We start from the raw sequence: 22047 nt of genomic DNA on the forward strand, positions 1-22047 counted from the left end.
TCGTTCCCCGGGGCCGTGCGGAGGCGGTCAGGAAACGGTCAGGTTGTCGACCGGGACGGGTCAGCGGGGCCGGTTTCTCTTGAACCACGACATCGGCCCGAGCATCGTCCGTCGAGAAGCCTGGAGATCCCGTGGACCCTGCCGCACCTCACGAAGCCGGCGGTGCGGACGCCGTCCGGAGCGCCGTGCAGAACCGGCTGCGCGGCGCCGTGGTCGACATCGCGCCCGTTTTCGGATTCACCCTGACCTTCGCCCTCACCCATCGCCTCGGAGTCGCCCTCACGCTCGCCTTCGCCGCCGGCGCCGGCGTCTTCGTCTACCGCCTGATCCGCGGGGAGCCCGTATGGCGCGCACTCGGAGTCCTCGGCCTCGTCTGCGTCCAGGGCGCGCTGGCCGCACGCACCGGACAGGCCACCACCTTCTTCCTCCCGCACCTGCTGCTGCACTGCGTGATGGCCGTGGTGGCGCCGGTGCTGATCCTCCTCGGATGGCCGCCGTTGGGGCTGATGGTGGGGCTGCTCACGGGGGAGCGGACCGGCTGGCGGCGCTGCGCGGTGCGCCGCCGGGCCTTCGCCAAGGGCAGCCTGGTCCTCTTCACCGGAAACGTCCTGATGCTGGCCGTCCAGCTCCCGCTGTTCCTGTCCGGCCAGGCCGTCGCCCTCGGCTCGGTCGATGTCTTCGGGCCCCTCGTCTTCGCGCTCGGCGCGCTGTTGGGGTGGCGCGTCTACCGGCGCTCCGTCGGTGCGCACCGCTGCAGCCCGCCCCTGCGTGAAAGCGCCACTGCCGGCGCCGACCCTGCACACCCTCTGGAAAGGACCGTTCGATGACCGACACCCGGCCCACCACCCGGACCCAGCCCGCCGCCAGGCCCCAGCCGACGGTGCGGACCTGCCCGTTCGACCCGCCGCGGGAGTACCGGACGCTGCGCGACGAGGACCCGATCGCGCCGGTGGCCTTCCCGGACGGTACGAACGGCTGGCTGGTCACCCGGCATGCGGACGTACGGGCGGTGCTGTCCGACCCGCGCTTCGGCGCCAACCGCCGGCCGGCGCGGGCCACCGCCCTGCCCGCCGGCACACCGGTGCCGCCGCCTCCGCCGGGGATGTTCCTCATGATGGACGCCCCGGAGCACACCCGGATCCGACGGCTGCTCACCGGCCAGTTCACGGTGCGCCGGATGCGGCAGCTGGCCCCCGCGGTGGAGCGGATCGTCGCCGAGCACCTGGACGCGATGGCGTCCGCCGAGCAGCCGGTCGACCTCGTCCGGGCCTTCGCCCTGCCCATCCCCTCGCTGGTGATCTGCGAGCTGCTCGGCGTGCCGTACGAGGACCGTGCGGACTTCCAGCGGAATTCGAGCACCATGCTCAGGCTCGACGCGAGCCAGGAGGAGGTCCAGCAGGCCCACTTGGCGATGAACCGGCACATCCACGAACTGGTCCTCGCCAAGCGTGCCCGCCCCACCGACGACATCCTCAGCGGCCTGGTGCAGGAAGGCAGTCTCACCGACGAGGAAATGGCCGGTGTCGGGGCGCTGTTGCTGCTCGCCGGGCACGAGACCACAGCGAACATGATTGCGCTGGGCACCATGTGCCTGTTGGGCAACCCCGGCCAGCTGGCGGCGCTGCGCGCGGACGCCTCGCTGTGGGACAACGCCGTCGAGGAGCTTCTCCGCTACTTGACGATCATTCAGTTCGGCCTGCGGCGCGTGGCACGGGAGGACCTGGAGCTGGACGGCCACCACATCGAGGCCGGCACCACGGTGCTCGCCTCCCTGACGTCGGGGAACCGCGACGCGGAACAGTTCCCCGGCGACCCCGACCAGTTGGACGTGCTCAGGAAGTACAGCCCGCACCTCGCGTTCGGGCACGGCGTCCACCAGTGCATCGGCCAGCAACTGGCCCGGGTGGAGATGAAGGCCGCGCTGTCCGCCCTTCTCGACCGGTTCCCCACCCTGCGGCTGGCCGTACCGGCGGACCAGGTGCCGATGCGCGACGACATGCTCATCTACGGCGTCCACGAACTGCCCGTGACCTGGTAGCCGGCGCCCGCACAACCGGCGGCACGGCTGCCACCCGACAACGCATCCGCAGGCAGAAGGGAATCTTGATGAAGGTCATCATCGACGAGGACAAGTGCGTCGGCGCAGGTCAGTGCGTGCTGGCCGCCGAGGAGGTCTTCGACCAGCGGGAGGACGACGGCATCGTCGTCCTCCTGGACGCCGTCCCGTCCGAGGAGTTGCACTCCTCGGTGGAGGACGCCGCGGCCCGCTGCCCGGCGCTGGCCATCGAGGTGCTGAAGTAGTGCCCGCGAGGGACCGGATCGTCGTGGTGGGTGCCTCGGCCGCGGGCCTCACCACGGCCGAGGCCCTGCGGCGCGAGGGCTTCACCGGGACGCTGACCATGGTCGGCGAGGAACTGCGGCCCCCGTACGACCGGCCGCCGCTGTCCAAGCAGGTCCTGGCCGGTGAACGGGAACCGGAGACGACCGTGCTGCGCCAGGACGCGGACCTCCGGCGCCTGGCGCTGGACCTGCGCCTGGGCTGCCGGGCGACCGGCCTGGACCCGGCGACGCGCACCGTCATCCTCGCGGACGGGGACCGGCTGCGCTACGACGGCCTGGTCATCGCGACGGGGCTGCGGCCGCGGCGGCTGCCCTTCGGCCACGACCTGGCCGGTGTCCATGTGCTGCGCACCCTCGACGACGCCCTGACGTTGCGCACGCAGTTGCTGAGCGGCCCCCGGGTCGTGGTGATCGGCGCCGGATTCCTCGGCAGCGAGACCGCCGCCACCGCACGGGGGCTCGGCCTGGACGTCACGCTCGTCGATGTCGCGTCCACCCCGCTGGTCGGGCAAGTCGGCACCTGGGCAGGCGGGTTGGTGGCCGCTCTGCACCGGGACCACGGAGTCCGCCTGCGCATGGGACGCGGGGTCAGCGGCCTGACCGGCGAGCGCGGCCGGGTCACCGAGGTGGTGCTCGACGACGGGAGCCGGCTCCCCGCCGATGTGGTCGTGGTCGCGATCGGCTCGGTACCGGCCACCGACTGGCTGGCCGGCTCCGGCATCCCGCTGGGCGACGGGGTGCGCTGCGACAGCCAGTGCCGGGCCGCGCCCGGCATCTACGCGGCAGGGGACGTCGCCAACTGGCCGCACCCGGCCATCGGCGGTCGCGTCCGCCTCGAACAACGCACGAACGCCACCACACAGGCCCTGGTCGTCGCCAAGAACCTCCTCGCCGGTCCCGGGGAGGCGACGCCCTACGCGCCGGTCCCGTTCGGCTGGACCGATCAGTACGACGCCAAGATCCAGCTTCACGGCTGGTGTCCCCCCGGTGCGCGGGCCGAATGCGTCGACGGCGACCCGGGGGCACGCAAGTTCGTCGCGCTCTACCGGGACCGCGGCCGCGTGGTGGGCGCGCTCGGCTGGAACAGCGCACGCGCCCTGCGCGAGTACCGCAGCCACATCGCCGGCGAGGCGGCGCCGCTCGCGACGGCGGAGGGCTGAACCGGAGCGCTGAACCGGCGAGGTGACGGGAGGCTGAACCGGCGAGGTGACGGGAGGCTGAACTGGAGGGGTGAAGGGGCCGGTGGGGGAAGGGTTTTGACGGGCGGGGGGAGGCCTACCGGCGTAAGTTCACCGGCATGGTGACTTCGATGACGCATGAGGATTACGAGCGGCGGATGGACCGGGCGGGCCGGGCCGCGGCCGACGCCGGGCTGGCCGGGCTGATCGTGACGCCGGGTCCTGATCTGGTGTGGCTGTGCGGCTACCGGCCACCCGCGGCCACCGAGCGGCTGACCGCCCTGGTGATCGAGCCGGGGCGGCGCTCGCGGCTGCTGGTGCCCGTACTGGAGTACCCGGACGCGGAGCTCTCCCCGGGGGCCCCGGCGCTGGAGGTGTCGGGGTGGACCGACGGATCGGAACCCTATGCGGAGGTCGCCAAGTGGGTGGATCCGCAAGGGCGTTACGGGGTGTCCGACTCGACCTGGGCGCTGCATCTGCTGGGGTTCCAGCGGTCGCTGCCGGGGACTGCGTACGCCGCGCTGACGGAGGTGCTGCCGATGCTGCGCGCCGTCAAGGACGCCCATGAGGTGGAGCGGCTGGCCGCGGCCGGGGCCGCCGCGGACGCGACGTACGAGGAGATCCTGCGGGTGCGCTTCGGCGGGCGGCGGGAAGTCGAGGTGGCGGCGGACCTGGCGCGGCTGCTGACCGGGCACGGGCACAGCCAGGTGGACTTCACGGTCGTCGGATCGGGCCCCAACGGCGCCAATCCGCACCACGAGGCCGGGGAGCGGGTCATCGAGGAGGGCGACATGGTCGTGCTCGACTTCGGCGGTCTCAAGGACGGGTACGGGTCGGACACCTCGCGGACCGTGCATGTCGGGGAGCCGGGCGCCGAGGAGCGCAAGGTGCACGACCTCGTGCGGGAGGCGCAGCAGGCGGCGTTCGAGGCGGTCCGGCCGGGCGTCGCGTGCCAGGACATCGACCGGGTGGCCAGGAAGATCATCAAGGCTGCCGGGTACGGCGAGTACTTCATCCACCGGACCGGGCACGGCATCGGGGTGACCACGCACGAGCCGCCGTATCTGGTGGAGGGCGAGCATCTGCCGCTGGTGCCCGGGATGTGCTTCTCGATCGAGCCGGGGATCTATCTGCCGGGGCGGTTCGGCGTCCGGATCGAGGACATCGTGACGTGTACGGACTCGGGCGGGCGGCGGCTGAACCGGACGGCGCGGGAGATGGCGGTGGTGCGCTAGCGCCGGCCGGTCCGGCAAACGCGGGCCCGCGGCGTCCGGCACCCCGTCCGAAATCAGGGTTTGGGCAGGTCGGGCCCGTTGTCAGTGGTGTGGTCCACGATGGGTTGCAGGCGTGGACAGGCACGGCGGACGGCCGCGGACGGCAGGAAGGCAGTGATCGCGTGGCAGGGCGCGGCAAGGAGACGGTGCGGGCGGTGCGGCGGCCGCAGGTGCGGTTGCCGGAGCTGACGGCGTACGACGGCGGGGAGCTGGAGGCCGAGGGGGATTACGACGGCCTGGAGTTCACCGGCGCCGACTGGGCGGGGCAGTCGGCGCGCGGCGCCCGCTTCATGGACTGCGCGCTGCGGCGGTGCACGCTCGACGAGACGGTGCTCGGGCGGGCGCGGATCATCGACAGTGTGCTGAGCGGGGTGCGCGGGGTCGGCACGGACCTCTCCCAGGCGTCACTGCGCGATGTGGAGGTGACGGAGGCCCGGCTCGGCGGGACGCAGCTGCACGGTGCGGTCCTGGAGCGGGTCGTGGTGCGCGGCGGGAAGATCGACTTCCCCAATCTGCGGCAGGCGAAGCTGCGCGATGTCGCCTTCGAGGGGTGTGTGCTGGTCGAGGCGGACTTCGCGGGGGCGGAGCTGGAGCGGGTGACGTTCGACGACTGCACCCTGGCCCGGGTCGATTTCTCCGAGGCGCGGATGAAGGACGTCGATCTGCGGGGCGCGGCCGCGGTGGACATCGCGCGGGGGATCGAGCGGCTGTCGGGCGCGGTCATCAGCGCGTCCCAACTGCTCGACCTGGCCCCGGCGTTCGCGGCGCAGATAGGCGTACGGGTGGAGTGAGGGAACAGCCGGCGTACGGCGACGGCGCTCCCGTGCCGCGGCGAGTCCGCCACCGGGGTCCGCCGCCAGGGCCCGCCACCACCGGGGCCCGCCACCGGGGTCGCCCCCGGGGTCGCCGTATGCGGCGCGCGGCCGTGCGCACGCGGCCTGGCGGCCCGTGGTCAGAGGCGGGGGAAGCGGGCCTGGAGGTCCCAGATGGCCGGGTTGTCGTCGAGGCCGTCGTGCATGTCGGTGAGGTCGGCGATCAGGTCGTGCAGGAAGTCGCGGGCCTCGCGGCGCAGCGCGGAGTGGTTGAAGGTGAGCGGGTCCTCGTCGGCCGGCATCCAGTCGGCGTCCACGTCCACCCACCCGAAGCGGCGCTCGAAGAAGATCCGGTCGGCGGATTCGGTGAAGTCCAGCTCGGCGTGGACCGGGCGGGCCGAGCGGTTGCCCCGGGGGTCGGTGTCGAGCTGCTCGACGATGTCGCACAGCGCCCAGGCGAAGTCGAGAACCGGCACCCAGCCCCAGGCCGTGGACAGCTCGCGGTCCGTCTTCGTGTCGGCGAGGTAGACATCGCCGCAGAAGAGGTCATGGCGCAGCGTGCGCACGTCCGCGGTCCGGTAGTCCGTCTGCGGCGGATCCGGGAAGCGGCGGGAGAGGGAGTAGCCGAGGTCGATCACGCCCTGATGGTGTCACGCCGGTGCGGCGGCGGGGCGCCCGCGTCCGCCCCGCCCGTGCCCGCTCCCGCCGCGCCCCGCTACACCGTGGTCAGCACCCGCGGCCCCTCGTCCGTCACCGCCACGGTGTGCTCGAAGTGGGCGGCGCGGGAGGCGTCCGTGGTGCGCAGGGTCCAGCCGTCGCTGTCCTCGTAGTAGGTGTGCTTGCCGCCGGCCAGGAACATCGGCTCGATGGCGATGACCAGGCCGTGGCGGAGGGGGAAGCCGCGGTGGGGGCGGCCGTCGTTGGGGACCGAGGGGTCCTCGTGCATCTGGCGGCCGATGCCGTGTCCGCCGAAGTCGCGCGGGATGCCGTAGCCGGCGGCGCGCCCCACGCTGCCGATCGCATGGGAGATGTCGCCGATCCGGGCGCCGACCACGGCCGCCGCGATGCCCGCCTCCAGCGCCTGCCGGGTGGTGTCCATGAGCCGCTGGTCCTCGGGGCGGGCGGTGCCGACCGTGAAGCTGACGGCCGCGTCGCCGGCCCAGCCGTCCACGAGGGCGCCGCAGTCGATGCTCACCAGGTCGCCGTCGCGCAGCCGGGTGGCGTCCGGGATGCCGTGCACGATCGCGTCATTGACGGAGGTGCAGAGGATGGCGGGGAAGGGGGTGGTGGCGAAGGAGGGCTGGTAGTTGAGGAACGGTGAGCCGGCGCCGGCCTCGCGCAGCACCGTACGGGCGGCCTCGTCCAGGTCCAGCAGCCGCACGCCCGGGGCGGCCGCCGCCTGTGCCGCTGCCAGTGCGTCGGCGACGACCCGGCCGGCCACCCGCATCGCGTCCAGTGCCGCATCCGTCTTGATCTCCACCATGAGGAGGGCCTCCCGCTCGTCACCGCCCGCACCACACAGCGGCAGCGGCAGGCGGTATTTATTTACCGGTATTTATTTACCGGTATTAGTATCACGGGCATGGTGCGCACTCCACTGACCCCTTGGGAACGCGAACGCGGTGAGCGGCTCGGCGCGCTGCTGCGCAGGGCGCGCGGCGAGCGGAGCATGGTCGAGGTCGCGGCGGCGGCGGGACTGTCCGCCGAGACGCTGCGGAAGATCGAGACCGGCCGGGCGCCGACACCGGCGTTCTTCACGGTCGCCGCGCTGGCCGGCACGCTCGGACTGTCGCTCGACGAGGTGGCGGCGCTGGCCGCGCCCCCTGAAGTGGCCGGGAGCGCGGTGGCCTGAGCGAGGCCGCGGAGCGCCCGTCCGCCCGGCGGTGGCGCCCTCAAAGCGCGCCGAGGGCCGGCCCCCAAGGGGAACCGGCCCTCCGTTGCGCCGACCTGGCCGCGTGCCAGGATGCAGGCGTGGCTCAGACGTTGACGCCGAAGTCCTGCGCGATGCCGACGAGGCCGGACGCGTAGCCCTGGCCCACCGCGCGGAACTTCCACTCCGCGCCGTTGCGGTACAGCTCGCCGAAGACCATGGCGGTCTCGGTGGCCGCGTCCTCGCTGAGGTCGTAGCGGGCGAGCTCGGTGCCGCCGGCCTGGTTGATGATGCGGATGAAGGCGTTCCGCACCTGGCCGAAGTTCTGGCTGCGGTTCTCGGCGTCGTAGATCGAGACCGGGAAGACGATCTTGTCGATGTCCGCCGGCAGCGCCGCCAGGTTGACGTTGATCTGCTCGTCGTCGCCCTCGCCCTGGCCGGTGACGTTGTCACCGGTGTGCACGATGGACTGGTCCGGCGTGGCCTTGTTGTTGAAGAAGACGAAGTGCTGGTCGGAGTAGACCTTGCCGCTCGGGTTGACCGCGATCGCGCTCGCGTCGAGGTCGAAGTCCGTGCCGGTGGTGGTCCGGACGTCCCAGCCGAGGCCGACCGTGACGGCGGTCAGGCCCGGTGCCTCCTTGGTGAGCGAGACGTTGCCGCCCTTGGACAGGCTTACAGCCATGGGATGTCCCTTTCCTTGTCGACTCGTCGAATCGTCGGGCTCCGTACTGCGGACGAAGCTACCGTCACCCACCACAACGCGATGAGGGGACCGCCAGGTTCCAGCAGTCTTTACTCTCTTTGCCGAATCCTGATGCGGACGCCCCGGCGAATGCCCCGAAAAGCGGGTGACGGGGCCCTGTGGCACGCGAGATCATAGGACTCATGTCCGGGCCCTATGTCATCCGCGGTTCGGTCGTCCTTCCAGAGGCCGAGCTCGTATGGCGTTTCTCGCGCTCCTCCGGTCCGGGCGGCCAGCACGTCAACACCAGCGACAGCCAGGTCGAGCTGCGCCTCGACCTCGGCAGGACGCAGGCGCTGCCGCCGGTGTGGAAGGAGCGCGCCCTGGAGCGGCTGGCGGGCCGGCTGGTCGACGGCGTGCTGTCCGTGCGCGCCTCCGAGCACCGCTCCCAGTGGCGCAACCGCGAGACCGCCGCCGTCCGGCTGGCCTCGCTGCTCGCCGAGGCCACCGCGCCCCCGCCCAAGCCGCGCCGCAAGTCGCGGATCCCGCGGGGCATCAATGAGCGGCGGCTGCGCGAGAAGAAGCAGCGCGGCGACACCAAGCGCGGCCGCTCGGGCCGCGACTGGGGCTGACCGGCCCCCGCGGCCGCCCTCCCGGCCGCCCCGCCCGCGGGCGGGGCCCGGTTCTCACCCCAACTGTCTCCCGGCTCTCACCCCAACTGCCGGTACTTCCCCCGGAAATACGTCAGCGGCCCGTCGTCCTCGTTCGGAATCGACGTGGCCAGTACGCGGGCGATGACGAGCGTGTGATCGCCGGCCACGACCCGTTGCTCGGTGCGGCACTCCATGGTCGCGAGCGCTCCGCCGACGAGCGGGGCACCGGACACTTCGCCCCGTACGAACGGAATGTCCTCGAAGAGCAGCCGGTCGCTGATGCGCCCCTTCATCGCGAACCGTCCGGCAATCTGCCGCTGATGCCCCGAGAGCACCGACACCGCCCAGAGCGGTTGCAGCTCCAGCAGGTCGTCCATCCGTGAGTCGTTGCGAACGCTCACCATCACGAGCGGCGGATCGAGGGACACGGACAGGAAGGCCGTGGCGGTCATGCCGACGTCCTCGCCGTGCGGCCCCTCGTCCGGGTCGTGGGCGGTGATCAGCACCACTCCGGCGGCGAGGCGGGACAGGGCGGCGCGGAATTCTTCGTCACTCACTCCCACAGAATGCGGGATGGGCGTACCGCCCGGCGCGGAGGCGAGGGCGACGGTGGGTGCGGAGGAGGCGGCGGGCCCGGAGGCTGCTGTATCGGCAGGGCTTTTCGTGAACACGCCATAAACGCTAACTTCGTCGGCCCCCTGCGCGCATCGGGCCCGGGGACCATCCGCGTCCTAGGTCTGACGGCGGAAGTCCGGAACACTCGGAAATTTGCGTTCAGGAAGTGTAGAAAGAGTGAAGGCGCGCTCCTGTGGCGGCTTTCTGGGAGATCGCCAAACGTCTTTACAGCTTTGTGACTTGAGTCACAGCAGGCGCTAATTGTTGACCCTGTGTACCGGGTGAACAGCTCACTGTGATTCAGTGAGCGTGGAATCGGACGACAAAGAATCGTGGAGTTTGCTGTCGAGGTCTCAGGGAGAGCGAGCGATGGAGACCGAGTCGGAGCCATACGTCCGTCTTGCGACCCTGCGGCAGCTGCACCAAGTGGTCGCCGAGCTGAACACCGCACGCAGCCTCGCGGACACCCTTCAGACGGTCGCCGACGGCGCGATCACCGGGCTCGGCTATGAGCTGGCCGCGGTCAATCTCGTCCGCCCCGACGGCGATCTCGTGGTCGCCGCCGTCGCCGGCAGCGCGGGTGCCGAGGCGCTGATGGCCGGACGGGCCGGCTCCCGCGCCTCCTGGGACCGCCGGCTGTCCATGGGCGAGCGCTGGGGCGACCTGTGCTTCATCCCGCACACCGAGGGCTGGGTGCTCGATGACGACGACGTACCGCAGTGGCACACGGCCGGACCCGCACCCCGCTTCCCCGACGAGTGGCACCCCATGGACCGCCTCTTCGCGCCCATGTACACCGCGGCCAACGGCGGCGGCGAGCTGCTCGGAGTGATCTCCGTCGACCGGCCGCGCAACGGCAGGCGGCCCGGCCCCTGGGGCCAGGAAGCCCTCCAGATGTACGCCTTCCAGTCCGCCATCGCGATCAGCAACGCCCGGCTGCGGGCCAACATGCAGCGCGCCCTGGTCCGGCTGGAGCGCGAGCAGCAGGCGCTGCGCGCCAGCGAGGAGAGCTTCCGGCAGGCGTTCGAGTACGCACCGAGCGGTATGGCCGTGGCCGAAATGGGCGGTGACCAGCACGGGCGGCTGCTACGCACCAACGACGCGCTGTGCCGGCTGCTGGGCCGCCCGGCCTCCGGGATGCGCCGCTACTCCTTCTCCGACCTGGTCCACCCCGAGGACATCGGCACGCTGCTGCGCACCTCCGCCGAGGGCGGCCGCGCCGAGCTGCGGCTGGCCCGCCGGGACGGCACCTACGTGTGGGTCTCGCTGCGCAACTCCGTCGTCGCCGACACCACCGACGGCCCCCGCTTCCTGCTCACCCACGTCGAGGACATCGAGGAGCGCAAGCGGCACGAGCTCCAGCTCGCGCACCGCGCCAGCCACGATTCGCTGACCGGGCTGCCCAACAGTGCCGAGCTGCGGGCCCGGCTCGGCGCCCGGCTGTGCTCCCGCCCGCCCGGCTCGATGGCGGACGCCTACGCCTCGTCGGGCGTCATCCACACCGATCCCCGGGACGCGTACGGCTTCCGGCCGGACGGGAAGGAGCCCTTCGACGGGCTCGACGGCTTCGAGGGCGGGCTCCCGGCCCCGTTCGACCACCATGTCCATCTCGTCGCCCCCGCGGACGGGCCGGCCGACGACGGCTCGAAGGGGCTCGCGGTCCTCTTCTGCGACCTCGACGGCTTCAAGTCGATCAACGACCGCTTCGGGCACAACACCGGCGACGCGGTGCTGATAGAGGTCGCCCGCCGGCTGACCAGCGGCGTCCGGGACGGCGATACGGTCGCCCGGCTCGGCGGCGACGAATTCGTGGTGCTCGCCGACGGCCTCGGCACCGCCGACGCCGAGGACCTCGCGGTCCGGCTGCGGAACGCGATCATCCCGCCGATCCGCGTGGAGGGGCGGGCGGTCCGGGTGGGCGCCAGCTTCGGCATCGGCTGGGCGAGCTGCGGGATGACGGCCGAGGAAGTGCTGGAGTCGGCCGATCAGCGGATGTACGTCGAGAAGCGCTCCCGCTCGAAGGCGAACCGGCGGGCGGCGGGCTGAGCCACGGGCGGACCGGGGCGACGGCCGGGTCCGGTGCCGCGTATCTCACACCGGGCCCGCTCCGGGCCCCGCACCAGCAGTTCACCGGTCCGTAGCGATCTTGTGGCCCTTCGGGCTCGGTGTGCGGCGGCCTTCAGGGGGTAGGCTGCGCCGATGCGGCGCGGCGCCGCCGGGGGCCCGAAAGACAGTTCGCGCAGAAGAATCATGCGGACGCGCGAAGACGCGCACGACGCGCACAGATCGCTTGGGAGTGACACGGAATGACGGCCGGCAACAACGGCGCGGACACGCCGGAGAACGACGACCCGTTCGCCTATCTCTACCGCTCGGAAGGCGGCGAGGGCGGCGCACCGGGCCCGTCGGGCGATGGTCCGGCGGCGCGGCAGCCGGGCGTCCCGCGTACCTCCTACAACCAGGTCCGGGCGGTCGGCCAGCGCCAGTACGGCCAGCAGGCTCCGCAGCAGGTGACGTACGGGCAGCAGAACGCCCACTACGCCGCGCCGGAGACGCTGCCCGGCGGCGACCGTACGCGCTCCGCCCCGGCCCCGGGCAACGGTGGCCAGGAGCCGCGCCGCGGCCGCAACGGCCTGCTGATCGGCGCCGTCGCGGTGGTCGCGGTGGTGTGCATAGGCATCGGCGTCGCGATGCTCACCAACGGCAAGAACGCCAAGGACGACACCGCGGGCAAGCCGGGCCCGACGGCCGGCGACACGGTGTCCCCCGGTGACAAGCCCAAGAAGCCCGCTCCCGGCAAGCTGCCCAAGGAGGACGCGGGAAGCCTGCGGCTGGACGGCGGGGCGACCACGGCCAAGGACGTGCCGGGCGCGCGCTCGGCCGGCGGGACGTATGTGGCGGGGATGAACACCCCTGGCGCGTCCGCCACTTGGACCGTCGATGTGCCCCGGTCCGGCGACTACACGCTCTTCGTCGGCTACGGCGTGCCGGGCAAGGACGCCGATTCCTCGCTGACCATCAACGGTCAGCCGCGCTCGACGAAGCTCAACATGGAGAACTTCGCCGGGGCGAAGGAGGGCGCGTGGGACAAGGGCTGGACCCGTACCTTCGCCTGGATCCAGCTGAACAAGGGCACGAACACCATCAAGATCTCGTGCGAGCAGGGCAACAAGTGCGACTTCAACCTGGACAAGGTCACCCTCAAGGCGGGCCAGGTCAAGCGCTGACGGCAGGGCCGGCGCCGGCCCGGTGAGCAGGAGCGGTGTGCCGCGGGGACGATCCCCGGAGCACACCGCTTTTCGCTGTGCGGGTGCGGCGCGGCGCGCCGCCCCTCAGCGGTCCGGCCCGGCCGCGGAGTGATCGCTCGTCACCACGACGCGTGCCAGCAGCTCTTCATACGTAGCCGTATCGAACTCGCCCGCCGCCGGGGCCCGTACGGTCGCCGCGGACAGTGCCACCGCGCGGGTCAGCCGGTCCGGCCAGGGCAGGCCCTCCACCAGGCCCGAGAGCAGGCCGGCCACCGCGGAATCGCCGGCGCCGGTCGGGTTCCCGGCGATCCGACGCGGCGGGGTGGCCTGCCAGGTGCCGTCGGCGGTCACCGCGAGCATGCCGGCCGGGCCGAGCGAGGCGGCCACCGCGTGGGCGCCGCGGCGGCGCGCGTCGCGGGCGGCGCGCAGCGGCTCGGTGCTGCCGGTGAGGGCGGCGAGTTCATCGGCGTTGGGCTTGGCGAGGTCGGGGCGGGCGGCCAGGCCGCGGCGCAGCGGTTCGCCGCTGGTGTCGAGCAGGACCGGGACGCCGGCGCTGCGCGCGGCCCGGGTGAGCCGGGCATAGACATCGACCGGAACGCCCGGCGGCAGGCTGCCGCACAGCGCCACCGCCTGCGCCTCGCCCAGCAGTTCGCGGTAGGCGCCGAGGAAGGTGTCCCATTCGGCGGGGGAGACGGTCGGGCCCGGCTCGTTGAGCTGGGTGGTGTCTCCGCCGGCCGCGTCGACGACGGCGACGGTGCGGCGGGTGGTGCCGCCGACCGGGACCAGGGCGTCGGTGACCCCGGTCTCCGCGAGCAGCGCGCGCAGCGCCGTGCCGGTGCCGCCGCCCGCGAAGCCGGTGGCGACCGTGCGGTGGCCGAGCGCGGCCAGCACCCGGGCGACGTTCAGGCCCTTGCCGCCGGGGCGTTCGGAGACCTCGGTGACCCGGTTCGTGGTGTGCGGGTGGAGCCGGGGAACGCGGTAGGTGATGTCCAGGGCGGCGTTCAGCGTGACCGTAAGGATCATGGTCGCCCCTCCGGGCAGTCATGGCCGGGCGGCCGGGCGTCGGGCAACCGCGCGCGGCGGTGGCATACGGACAAGTGCGCGAGCGATCATGCCATCGCCGGTGGTGGTTGGCCCAGACCCGGACCCGCCGCCGCTGCCCGGGGGCAGGGCGGAGGGGCGGCCGGCCGTGCGGCCGCCCGCTGCCGGTGCGGAGCGTCAGACGCCCGGCGGGCGCACCAGCCACTCGCCCCGGCGCATGACTCCCACCAGGTCGTATGCCGCGTCCAGCACCACCAGGTCGGCGTCCTTGCCGGTCTGGAGGGAGCCGGTCCGGTCGTCGATGCCCAGGAGGCGGGCCGGGGTGGCCGAAAGTGCCTGTACGGCCTGGTCGACCGTCAGGCCGTCGACGGTCACGGCGCGCTGGAAGGCGCGGTCCAGGGTGAGGGTGGAGCCGGCGATCGAACCGGCCGTGGGGCCTTCGCTGATGCGCGCGACCCCGTCCTTGACCTCGACCTGCATCGGGCCGAGCGGGTACATCCCGTCGTTCATGCCGGCCGCGCCCATGGCGTCGGTGATGAACGCGACCCGTCCGGCACCGGCCTCACGCACCGCCAGCTGGAGCATCGCGGGGTGCAGATGGGTGCCGTCGTTGATGAGCTCGACGCTGATCCGCTCGTCCTCCAGGAGCGCGGCGACCGGGCCGGGCGCGCGGTGGCCCAGCGCGGGCATCGCGTTGAAGAGGTGGGTGGCGACGGTGGCGCCGGCCTCGATGGCCCGGCGGGTGGTGTCGTAGGTGGAGTCGGTGTGGCCGATGGCGGCGATCACCCCGGCGTCGGCGAGCAGCCGTACGGACTCCATGCCACCGGGCAGTTCGGGCGCGACGGTCATCATCGACACGGTGCCGTGCGAGGCGTCGATGAGCTTGCGGACGTCGGCCGGGTCCGGGTCGCGCAGCAGCTCCGGCTGATGGGCGCCGCAGCGGTCCGCGGAGATGAACGGGCCCTCGAAGTGGATGCCGGCCAGCTCGCCCTGCTGGACCAGCTCGGCGAGCACCGCGGCCTGCCGGGCGAGGTCGGCCAGTTCGCCGGTGACGGTGGAGGCGACCATCGAGGTGGTGCCGTGCCTGCGATGGGTCTCGGCCACCTTCAGGCACTCTTCGGGGTCGGCGGACGAGAACGAGCCGCCGCCTCCGCCGTGGACGTGCATATCGACGAAGCCGGGGACGATGAGATGGCCCGAGAGGTCCACGGTGCGTCCGGCCGCCGCCTCGTCCAGGTCGAGGTCACGGCTGTGGACATCGCCGATCCGGCCGCCCTCGATGGCGATCCGGCCGCGCTCGACGACGCCGGACGGCCGGGCGAGACGGGCGCCGGCCAGGACGGTGCGCCCGGGGCCCGAGGACCGCTGCGCGGACTGTTGCTGTGCCATCAGGCGGTTACCTCCGTGGAGAGAAGATCCCAGGCGAGCAGTCCTGCGCCCAGGCACCCGGCGGCGTCCCCCAGGGCCGCCGGAACGATCGAGGGGAGCCGCTGGAACGTAACGCGGCGGCGGACCGCTTCCCGCAGAGGTGTGAACAGCGTGTCGCCCGCCTCGGCGAGCCCGCCGCCGATGATCAGCGTCTGCGGGTCGAGCAGGGTGAGGCCGGTGACCAGGCCGTCGGCGAGGGCGTCCACGGCGTTCTGCCATACGGCGCGGGCCCGCTCGTTGCCGGATTCCACGGCCTTGGCCGCGTCCGCCGCGCTGGCCCGCGGATCCTTGCAGACCGCCGCCCAGTCACGGCCGACCGCGGCGGCCGAGGCCAGCGTCTCCAGACAGCCGCGCTGACCACAGCCGCACGCGCGCCCGCCGGGCCGTACGACGATGTGGCCGATCTCTCCCGCGCTGCCGTGCGCACCGGCCTCGATCCGGCCGCCGATGCCGATGGCGCCCGCGATCCCCGTGCCCAGCGGGACGAAGAGGAACCGGTCGGCGTCCCGGCCGGCGCCGATCCGGCCCTCGGCCAGCCCACCGGTGCGGACGTCGTGGCCGAGGGCGACCGGCACGCCGCCGAGCCGCTCGGACAGCAGCGCCCGCATCGGTACGTCCTGCCAGCCGAGGTTCGCGGCGTAGACGGCGGTGCCGGAGCGTTCGTCGACGATGCCGGGGACGGCGACGCCGGCCGCCGCGGCGGGGGCGCCGAAGCGGGCCGTGCCGAGGTCGCGCAGCTCGGCGGCGAAGCCGAGGATGGCCTCGACCACCGCGTCGGGGCCCCGCTCGCGGCCGGTGGGGCGCCGTGCCTCGTACAGCAGAACGGGGGGACCGGCAGGCGTCCCCCCGGAAGGCGCCGCGTCCACCCCTACGAGGGCGGCCTTCATTCCGGTGCCGCCCACATCAAGGGCGATGACGTGTCTCACGGGAACAGTTTTGCGCGATCCGGCCTGAAAGGTCTAGTCCACTCACCGGGCGGATCGTACGGAGGGGGCTGCCCGAAGGGCGGTACCTCCGCGAAAAGGGGGGTGGTGTAGACCTTGTAAAGGTCGCAGGGGAGACTCGCTGTTCGTGCCGTTCGGAGGGACACCCCTGGGGCGGCGGGTCATACCTGGCAAGACGGAATTTCAGGACAAAGGGCGGTAACGGCAGTGCAGCGGCGGTACTTGAGCCTGGCGGCGGCAATCGCCACCACCATGACACTGACTCTTACCGGCTGCGGCAGCGGCACCGGTAGCGACGACGTCACCCTCAAACTGATCGCGGCGGACTACGGCGACAGCAAGTCCAACGGCTCCCAGCACTACTGGGACGAGCTCGCCCGCGCCTTCGAGAAGAAGAACCCCGGCATCAAGGTCGATGTCGACGTCTACAGCTGGACGGACGTCGACAAGAAGGTCGAGGACCTGGTCGAGGCCGGCAAGGCCCCCGACCTCGCCCAGATCGGCGCCTACGCGGACTACGCCGCCAAGGGCCGGCTCTACAGCGTCGACAAGCTGCTCAACGTGACCACCCAGGCCGACTTCACCCCCTCCCTCGCGGAGGCCGGCGAATACAAGCGCGTCCAGTACGGCATGCCCTTCGGCGCCAGCACCCGGCGGCTCTTCTACAACAAGAAGCTGTTCACCCAGGCCGGCATCACCTCCCCGCCGCGGACGTGGGACGACATCGCCCACGACGCCCAGCTGCTGAAGGCCCGTGGCGTCAAGATGCCCTTCGCGCTGCCGCTCGGCCCGGAGGAGACCCAGGCCGAGACGATGCAGTGGATGCTCAGTGGTGGCGGCGGCTACACCGACAGCATCGGCAAGTACACGATCGACTCGCCGGAGAACGTCAAGACCTTCAACTGGCTGAAGGAGAACCTCGTCGGCAAGGGCCTGACCGGCACCGACCCGGCCAAGCTCAACCGCAAGGACGCCTTCCAGGGCTTCGCCGACGGCGAGGTCGGCATGCTCAACGGCCACCCCACCCTGATGAAGCAGGCCGCGGCCAAGGGCATCGACTACGGCACCGTCGAGCTGCCCGGCACCAACGGCAAGGCCAAGGCCACCATGGGCGTCGCCGACTGGATGATGGCGTTCAAGCAGGGCGGCCACCGCGCCCAGGCCGGCAAGTTCCTCGACTTCGTCTACAGCGACAAGAACGTCGAGAAGTTCTCCGGCGACTACGGCCTGCTGCCGGTCACCACCTCCGCCTCCCAGGCGATGCAGGCCGACGACAAGTACGCCAAGCTGCACGGCTTCCTCGAGCAGCTCCCCAACGCCGAGTTCTACCCGGCGAACAAGACCTCCTGGCCGCTGCTCTCCAAGACGGTCAAGGCGAAGATGGGCGCCGCGGTCGGCCCGCGGGGCAACCCGGCCGGGGTGCTCACCGACATCCAGAACACCGCGGACACGGCCGACAACACCGGCGAATGACGGTGCGGGTGCGGGTGCGGGTGCGGGTGCGCGGGCAGCCGGGCGGACCTGCGGCGGCCGGGGCGACGGGCCGGGCCCTGTCCGACCGTGCGCTTATCGTGGAAGCGTGATGACAAGCGGTACGGAGGGTGCGGGCGGCGGGCCCGGGGCAGGCGAGAGCTCCTCGGGGCTCTCCGCCCGGGACGAGGCGGTGCTCGCCGTCGAGCGCCGCTCCTGGCCGGGCCCCGGCCCCAAGGAGCGCGCCATCCGCGAGCAGCTCGGCATCTCCCCGACCCGCTACTACCAACTCCTCAACGCCCTGCTGGACGACCCCCGGGCGCTCGCCCACGACCCCGTCACGGTCAACCGCCTGCGCCGCGTCCGGGACGCCCGCCGCGCCCGCCGCTGACCCGGGTGCTCCGGCCCGGCGCCCCGGTGCGCCTCCGGCTGCCACCGGTAGGTACCCCCGGCGCCCGCCGCGCGCCGGTAGGGTCGGCGCCATGGGCAGCCCCCCGAACGCCGCGCCACACTCCCAGCCGACACCCGGATCCGTGCCGACCCCGCGCACCCCTGCCGGCCGCGACGGCCTCGCCGCGCTGCTGGCCCACCCGGAACGCGCCGTCCTCGCCCTCGACTTCGACGGCACCCTCGCCGATATCGTCCCCGACCCGGAGAAGGCCCGCGCCCATGACGGCGCCGTCGCCGCCCTCGGCCGCCTGGTGCCCCATGTGCGCGCCGCCGCGGTGATCACCGGCCGTCCGGCCACCGTCGCGGTCCGCCTCGGCGGCTTCGCGGACGTACCGGGCCTGGACCATCTCACCGTCCTCGGCCACTACGGCGCCGAGCGCTGGGAAGCGGCCACCGGCACCGTCCACGCGCCCGCCCCGCATCCCGGCGTCGCCGCCATACAGGCCGAACTCCCCGGTGTCCTGGACGCCTCCGGCGTCTGGCACGGCACCTGGGTCGAGACCGCCATCGAGCGCAAGGGCGGCCGCGCCATCGCCGTCCACACCCGCCGCGCCGCCGACCCCCAGGGCGCCTTCGACCAGCTGCGCGGCCCGCTCACCGCGCTCGCCGAACGCCACGGCCTGATCGTCGAACCGGGCCGCCTCGTCCTGGAACTCCGCCCGCCGGGCATGGACAAGGGCGTCGCCCTGGCCGACTGGGTCCGCGAGACCGGCGCCACCACCGTCCTCTACGCCGGTGACGACCTCGGCGACCTGGCGGCCTTCGCCGCCGTCGAAAAGCTCCGCTCCGACGGCTTCGACGGCGTCCTGGTGTGCAGCGGCAGCAACGAGGTCGCCGAACTCGCCGACCGCGCCGATCTGGTGGTCGACGGCCCGACCGGAGTCGTCGGACTGCTCGCCGCCCTGGCCGACCGGCTGGACTAGGGGCGGAGCCGGGGCGCGCCCGTGAGGTGCCCGGCCCACCGGCCCACCACTGCGGCCTGCCCGGCCCTGGGGGGCCGGCCTGGGCGACCGGCCCTGAGTTACTGGCCCCAGGCGGCCCTGAGCACCGGCCCCGGGCGGCCGGCCCTGTGACGTACGTCCTGTCGCCGCTCGGAAGGCCGCCTTACGCTGGCCGGCCACGCGCGCCCCGAGCGCGCCGAGTGCTCGCGACCGGGTCACACCCAGGTGACAGAACGACGGCGGGCACGTGTGAAGGACGGTTTCCCCATGCCCACCGATCTCTCGCCCGTCATCGCTGCCTCCACCCGCTGGCTGCTGTCGGCCTTCCCGCCGGCGGCCGGCCCGCTGGACCATGCCCTGGCCGAAGCCCAGGCGAGTCACGCGGTCACCATCGCCGCGGCGCTGCGCTACCCCACCGCGCTCGACGCCGAACTGCTGCACCTGCTCGGCCCCGGCGGCTCCGCCCGGCTGGACTCGGTCACCGGTGCCGATGCCCACCCCCTGGAGGGCGCCGCCCACGCCTGGCGCACCTCGGTCGACGAAACCGTCGTCAGCTGGGCGGCCTGTCTGCTGGCCGACGCCGAGCTCGCCGTCGTGGCAGCGGCCTGCCTGGCCGCCACCCACCACGGTGCGCACGCCGTGGGCGACGCCCGTCGGCTGACGATTCCCAGCCCTCGCGATCAGCGCGCCGCGCCGCTGCTGCGCCACCCGGACCTGCTCGGCCCCATCGCCGCCCTCCACCGCGAGGTTCTGCACGCCCTTCTCGGCACCGCCCCGGTCGACAGCTGATCCGCGCGCAGGTCACCACGGGCCCCGCCCGCGGGAACGGTCGTCGCCGAAGTCGCTTCAGCGGGCGTCCGCCCTCGGAGTGACCTCCTTCAGCGCCCGCAACTGCTTCAGGAACCACTGCGCGGGCGGCAGCGCCGTGGCGGCCGCGGCCAGCCGTGCCGTTCGCTCGCTGCGTTCGCCCGCGTCCATCGACAGTGCCTCGTGCAGTGCCCGTGCGGTGCCGCTGACGTCGTACGGATTGACGGTGAGGGCGTCCTGCCCCAGTTCCTCGTGGGCGCCCGCCTCCCGGGAGAGCACCAGCACACAGCCCTGGTCGGAGACCACCGGGATCTCCTTCGCGACCAGATTCATCCCGTCCCTGATCGGGTTGACCAGCGCCACGTCCGCCAGGCGGTACGCGGCCAGCGAGCGCGCGAAATCGTCCTTGACGTGCAGCACGACGGGCTGCCAATCCGCCGTCCCGTACGCGGAGTTGATCTCCTCGGCGACCCGCCCGACCTCCGCCGTGTACTCCCGGTAGACGGCCAGGTCCTGGCGGGAGGGATAGGCGAACGCGACATGCACCACGCGCTCGCGCCACGACGGGTGGTCCGCCAGGAGCTGCCGGTAGGCGAGCAGCCCGCGCACGATGTTCTTCGACAGCTCGGTCCGGTCCACCCGGACGACGGTCTTGCGCGGCGTCCCGTCGGGCCCCGTGCCGATCTGCTCCCGCAGGGTGGCCAGCCGCTCGGCGACATCCTCCTGCTGCGACCGCTCGCGCAGGAACCCGGCGTCCGCCCCGAGCCCGTACACGCCGATTTGGGTGTCGCCCGTGCCGCCGACGACCGCGGCGCAGCACGCGGCGAACGCGTCCGCCCAGCGACGGGTGAGGAACCCCAGCCGGTCGGCGCCCAGCATGCCCTCCAGCAACTGCCGTGCGAGGTCGTCCGGCAGCATCCGGAAGTACTCCGGCGGCGCCCACGGCGTGTGCGAGAAGTGCGCGATCCGTACGTCGGGGCGCAGGGTGCGCAGCATCCCCGGCACCAGGGCCAGGTGGTAGTCCTGCACCAGGACCGCCGCACCCTCGGTGGCCTCGTCGGCGAGCGCCTGGGCGAAAGCGCGGTTGTAGCTCTCGTACGACGCCCACTGCGCCCGGAACTCCGCGTCGAAGACCGGTTCCAGCGGGGTCTGGTACAGCATGTGGTGGACGAACCACAGCGCGGAGTTCGCGATGCCGTTGTAGGCGGCGGTATACACCTCGGCCGGAATGTCCAGCATCCGGACACGTTGTCCACCGGTGTCGCCCGGGTCCAGGGCGCCACCCGTCCGCCGTACGGCCTCCCGGTCGCCGTCGCCGAGCGCGGCACACACCCACACCGCCTCGGCCTCGGGCCCGATGGCCGACAGCCCGGAGACCAGCCCGCCACCGCCCCGCTTGGCGGTCAGCGTCCCGCTCTCCCCCAGGGCGTACGAGACCGGTCCGCGATTGGACGCCACAAGAACCTCGGCACCCGCGGGCACCGCATTGCCTTCGGAGACCCTCTCGGAGATCATGACGCCAGATTAACCACCCACAGATCCGCGCAAACGTACGGAACTCGCCTACGTCGGGTCCCGCCGCGCGCAGCCCGCCGGGACGGGGAAGCCGGCGGCGCAAGGGCCGCCGGCACCCCGTCCGGCATCGGCAGGGGATCAGTCGAGCTTGGTGCCCATGTTGTGGGCAAAGTTCTGCCACTTCTCGACGGCGAAGCGCTTGTTGAGCGAGTCGGGCACGCTCGGGTGGGTGACGTAGCCCTCGACGTGCAGCTTCAGGTAGCCCTTGGAGTCCGAGTAGAAGTTGAAGTAGACCTTCGAGCCCTTGCCGTCGAAGTGGCCCTTCTCCGCGGTGAAGTACCAGGCGTTCCGCATGGAGCCGATGCCGTGGTAGCGCACCGGAGCGTCCTTGCAGGCGAAGAAGACGGCGCAGGCTTCGAGGTTGAGCCGCTGGTTCTCCTTCGGGAACTTCTTCGGCGCGCCCTTGACGGGGAACGAGCAGTTGAAGCAGTCATGCAGGGACTTCATGGCCTTGGCCGGGCTCACCTTGAGCCCCGGGTAGTGCCCGTTGTTGGGCTTGACGGTGAAGCGCTCGTCGTACAGCTTGCGCAGGCCCGCCGCCGCGGCACCGTTCTCGGCGGCTGCGGGCTGGGCGACGGCAGCCTTGGTCACGGGCTGCTGCGCCGAGTGGGCCGACTGCGCCTGCGCGGGAGTGGCTGTGGCCAGCACGCCCACCGCCGCCATGGCGCCGAGGATCCGCCCCGTAGAGATACGCAAAATATTTCCCCCTGTGGTCAGTC

23 protein-coding genes are annotated in these 22047 nt (G+C 72.5%); 14 read left to right on the forward strand and 9 right to left on the reverse strand.

The annotated features are described in order from the left end of the window. Positions 1-131 precede the first annotated feature (131 nt). The 6 genes from K7C20_RS21880 (at position 132) to K7C20_RS21905 (ending at position 5583) form a co-directional block, all read left to right on the forward strand. Positions 132-827 carry a DUF3159 domain-containing protein gene (locus K7C20_RS21880; protein WP_048830107.1) on the forward strand — a complete coding sequence of 232 codons (696 nt, stop codon included), beginning with the start codon at positions 132-134 and terminating at the stop codon, positions 825-827. After that, a complete protein-coding gene (locus K7C20_RS21885; protein WP_030086918.1) occupies positions 824-2038 on the forward strand; it encodes a cytochrome P450 in 1215 nt (404 codons plus the stop codon). Before K7C20_RS21880 ends, K7C20_RS21885 begins: the two co-directional genes overlap by 4 nt. A gap of 68 nt (positions 2039-2106) precedes the next feature. Further along, complete coding sequence (locus K7C20_RS21890) at positions 2107-2301, forward strand: ferredoxin (protein WP_030086920.1); 195 nt, start codon at positions 2107-2109, stop codon at positions 2299-2301. Continuing rightward, positions 2301-3500 (forward strand): NAD(P)/FAD-dependent oxidoreductase, encoded by a 1200-nt coding sequence (locus K7C20_RS21895; protein WP_053209319.1) that lies wholly within the window; start codon positions 2301-2303, stop codon positions 3498-3500. Before K7C20_RS21890 ends, K7C20_RS21895 begins: the two co-directional genes overlap by 1 nt. A 149-nt stretch (positions 3501-3649) precedes the next feature. Further along, positions 3650-4753, forward strand: coding sequence for an aminopeptidase P family protein (locus K7C20_RS21900; protein ID WP_030086925.1), 1104 nt, complete (start codon positions 3650-3652; stop codon positions 4751-4753). A gap of 185 nt (positions 4754-4938) precedes the next feature. Further along, complete coding sequence (locus K7C20_RS21905; RefSeq protein WP_030086927.1) at positions 4939-5583, forward strand: pentapeptide repeat-containing protein; 645 nt, start codon at positions 4939-4941, stop codon at positions 5581-5583. Positions 5584-5744: 161 nt separating this feature from the next. On the opposite strand, the gene K7C20_RS21910 is transcribed toward K7C20_RS21905, so the two are convergent. Both K7C20_RS21910 and map read right to left on the reverse strand, forming a co-directional pair. Next, positions 5745-6242, reverse strand: a complete 498-nt coding sequence (locus K7C20_RS21910) for a hypothetical protein (RefSeq protein ID WP_030086930.1) — start codon at positions 6240-6242, stop codon at positions 5745-5747. Between the two features lie 77 nt (positions 6243-6319). Next, a complete protein-coding gene (map, locus tag K7C20_RS21915; protein ID WP_030086932.1) occupies positions 6320-7087 on the reverse strand; it encodes a type I methionyl aminopeptidase in 768 nt (255 codons plus the stop codon). A 99-nt stretch (positions 7088-7186) separates the two neighbouring features. Between map and K7C20_RS21920 the strand changes: the two genes are divergently transcribed. After that, entirely contained in the window at positions 7187-7456 is a 270-nt protein-coding gene (locus K7C20_RS21920; protein ID WP_030086935.1) for a helix-turn-helix domain-containing protein, read from the forward strand. 124 nt (positions 7457-7580) lie between these two features. Here K7C20_RS21920 and K7C20_RS21925 read toward each other — a convergent pair whose 3' ends face one another. After that, a complete protein-coding gene (locus K7C20_RS21925) occupies positions 7581-8156 on the reverse strand; it encodes a TerD family protein (RefSeq protein ID WP_030086937.1) in 576 nt (191 codons plus the stop codon). Between the two features lie 203 nt (positions 8157-8359). Between K7C20_RS21925 and arfB the strand changes: the two genes are divergently transcribed. Continuing rightward, the gene (gene arfB, locus K7C20_RS21930; RefSeq protein ID WP_030086939.1) at positions 8360-8788 is read left to right on the forward strand and encodes an alternative ribosome rescue aminoacyl-tRNA hydrolase ArfB; all 429 of its coding nucleotides are present in this window, start codon (positions 8360-8362) and stop codon (positions 8786-8788) included. A gap of 77 nt (positions 8789-8865) precedes the next feature. On the opposite strand, the gene K7C20_RS21935 is transcribed toward arfB, so the two are convergent. Further along, positions 8866-9366 (reverse strand): flavin reductase family protein, encoded by a 501-nt coding sequence (locus tag K7C20_RS21935; RefSeq protein ID WP_030086941.1) that lies wholly within the window; start codon positions 9364-9366, stop codon positions 8866-8868. Between the two features lie 427 nt (positions 9367-9793). Here K7C20_RS21935 and cdgB point away from each other — a divergent pair, with 427 nt between their 5' ends. Together cdgB and K7C20_RS21945 are read left to right on the forward strand one after the other, a co-directional pair. Beyond that, entirely contained in the window at positions 9794-11470 is a 1677-nt protein-coding gene (gene cdgB / locus K7C20_RS21940; RefSeq protein WP_053209318.1) for a diguanylate cyclase CdgB, read from the forward strand. 260 nt (positions 11471-11730) lie between these two features. Next, positions 11731-12651, forward strand: a complete 921-nt coding sequence (locus tag K7C20_RS21945) for a carbohydrate-binding protein (protein ID WP_030086947.1) — start codon at positions 11731-11733, stop codon at positions 12649-12651. Between the two features lie 105 nt (positions 12652-12756). Here the strand turns inward: K7C20_RS21945 and pfkB are convergent, their stop codons facing one another. The 3 genes from pfkB to K7C20_RS21960 form a co-directional block, all read right to left on the reverse strand. After that, a complete protein-coding gene (pfkB, locus tag K7C20_RS21950) occupies positions 12757-13695 on the reverse strand; it encodes a 1-phosphofructokinase (protein ID WP_030086949.1) in 939 nt (312 codons plus the stop codon). 195 nt (positions 13696-13890) lie between these two features. Further along, the gene (nagA, locus tag K7C20_RS21955) at positions 13891-15102 is read right to left on the reverse strand and encodes an N-acetylglucosamine-6-phosphate deacetylase (RefSeq protein ID WP_030086950.1); all 1212 of its coding nucleotides are present in this window, start codon (positions 15100-15102) and stop codon (positions 13891-13893) included. Next, complete coding sequence (locus tag K7C20_RS21960) at positions 15102-16028, reverse strand: ROK family protein (protein WP_053209323.1); 927 nt, start codon at positions 16026-16028, stop codon at positions 15102-15104. The genes nagA and K7C20_RS21960 overlap by 1 nt, the downstream gene beginning before the upstream one ends. Positions 16029-16292: 264 nt before the next feature. Here K7C20_RS21960 and K7C20_RS21965 point away from each other — a divergent pair, with 264 nt between their 5' ends. The 4 genes from K7C20_RS21965 (at position 16293) to K7C20_RS21980 (ending at position 19735) form a co-directional block, all read left to right on the forward strand. Next, positions 16293-17558, forward strand: coding sequence for an ABC transporter substrate-binding protein (locus tag K7C20_RS21965; protein WP_030086955.1), 1266 nt, complete (start codon positions 16293-16295; stop codon positions 17556-17558). A gap of 109 nt (positions 17559-17667) precedes the next feature. Then, positions 17668-17946 carry a DUF3263 domain-containing protein gene (locus K7C20_RS21970; protein ID WP_030086956.1) on the forward strand — a complete coding sequence of 93 codons (279 nt, stop codon included), beginning with the start codon at positions 17668-17670 and terminating at the stop codon, positions 17944-17946. Between the two features lie 91 nt (positions 17947-18037). Beyond that, positions 18038-18928: a trehalose-phosphatase gene (gene otsB / locus K7C20_RS21975; RefSeq protein WP_030086957.1), complete on the forward strand. Its 891-nt coding sequence runs from the start codon at positions 18038-18040 to the stop codon at positions 18926-18928. A 285-nt stretch (positions 18929-19213) separates the two neighbouring features. Then, positions 19214-19735 carry a hypothetical protein gene (locus tag K7C20_RS21980; protein WP_030086958.1) on the forward strand — a complete coding sequence of 174 codons (522 nt, stop codon included), beginning with the start codon at positions 19214-19216 and terminating at the stop codon, positions 19733-19735. A gap of 57 nt (positions 19736-19792) precedes the next feature. Here K7C20_RS21980 and K7C20_RS21985 read toward each other — a convergent pair whose 3' ends face one another. Beyond that, positions 19793-21268, reverse strand: coding sequence for an alpha,alpha-trehalose-phosphate synthase (UDP-forming) (locus tag K7C20_RS21985; RefSeq protein ID WP_053209317.1), 1476 nt, complete (start codon positions 21266-21268; stop codon positions 19793-19795). A 138-nt stretch (positions 21269-21406) separates the two neighbouring features. Next, positions 21407-22024: a hypothetical protein gene (locus K7C20_RS21990; RefSeq protein ID WP_150127237.1), complete on the reverse strand. Its 618-nt coding sequence runs from the start codon at positions 22022-22024 to the stop codon at positions 21407-21409. Positions 22025-22047 lie beyond the last annotated feature (23 nt).

The sequence above is a fragment of the Streptomyces decoyicus genome (assembly GCF_019880305.1).
Classification (GTDB): Bacteria; Actinomycetota; Actinomycetes; order Streptomycetales; family Streptomycetaceae; genus Streptomyces; species Streptomyces decoyicus.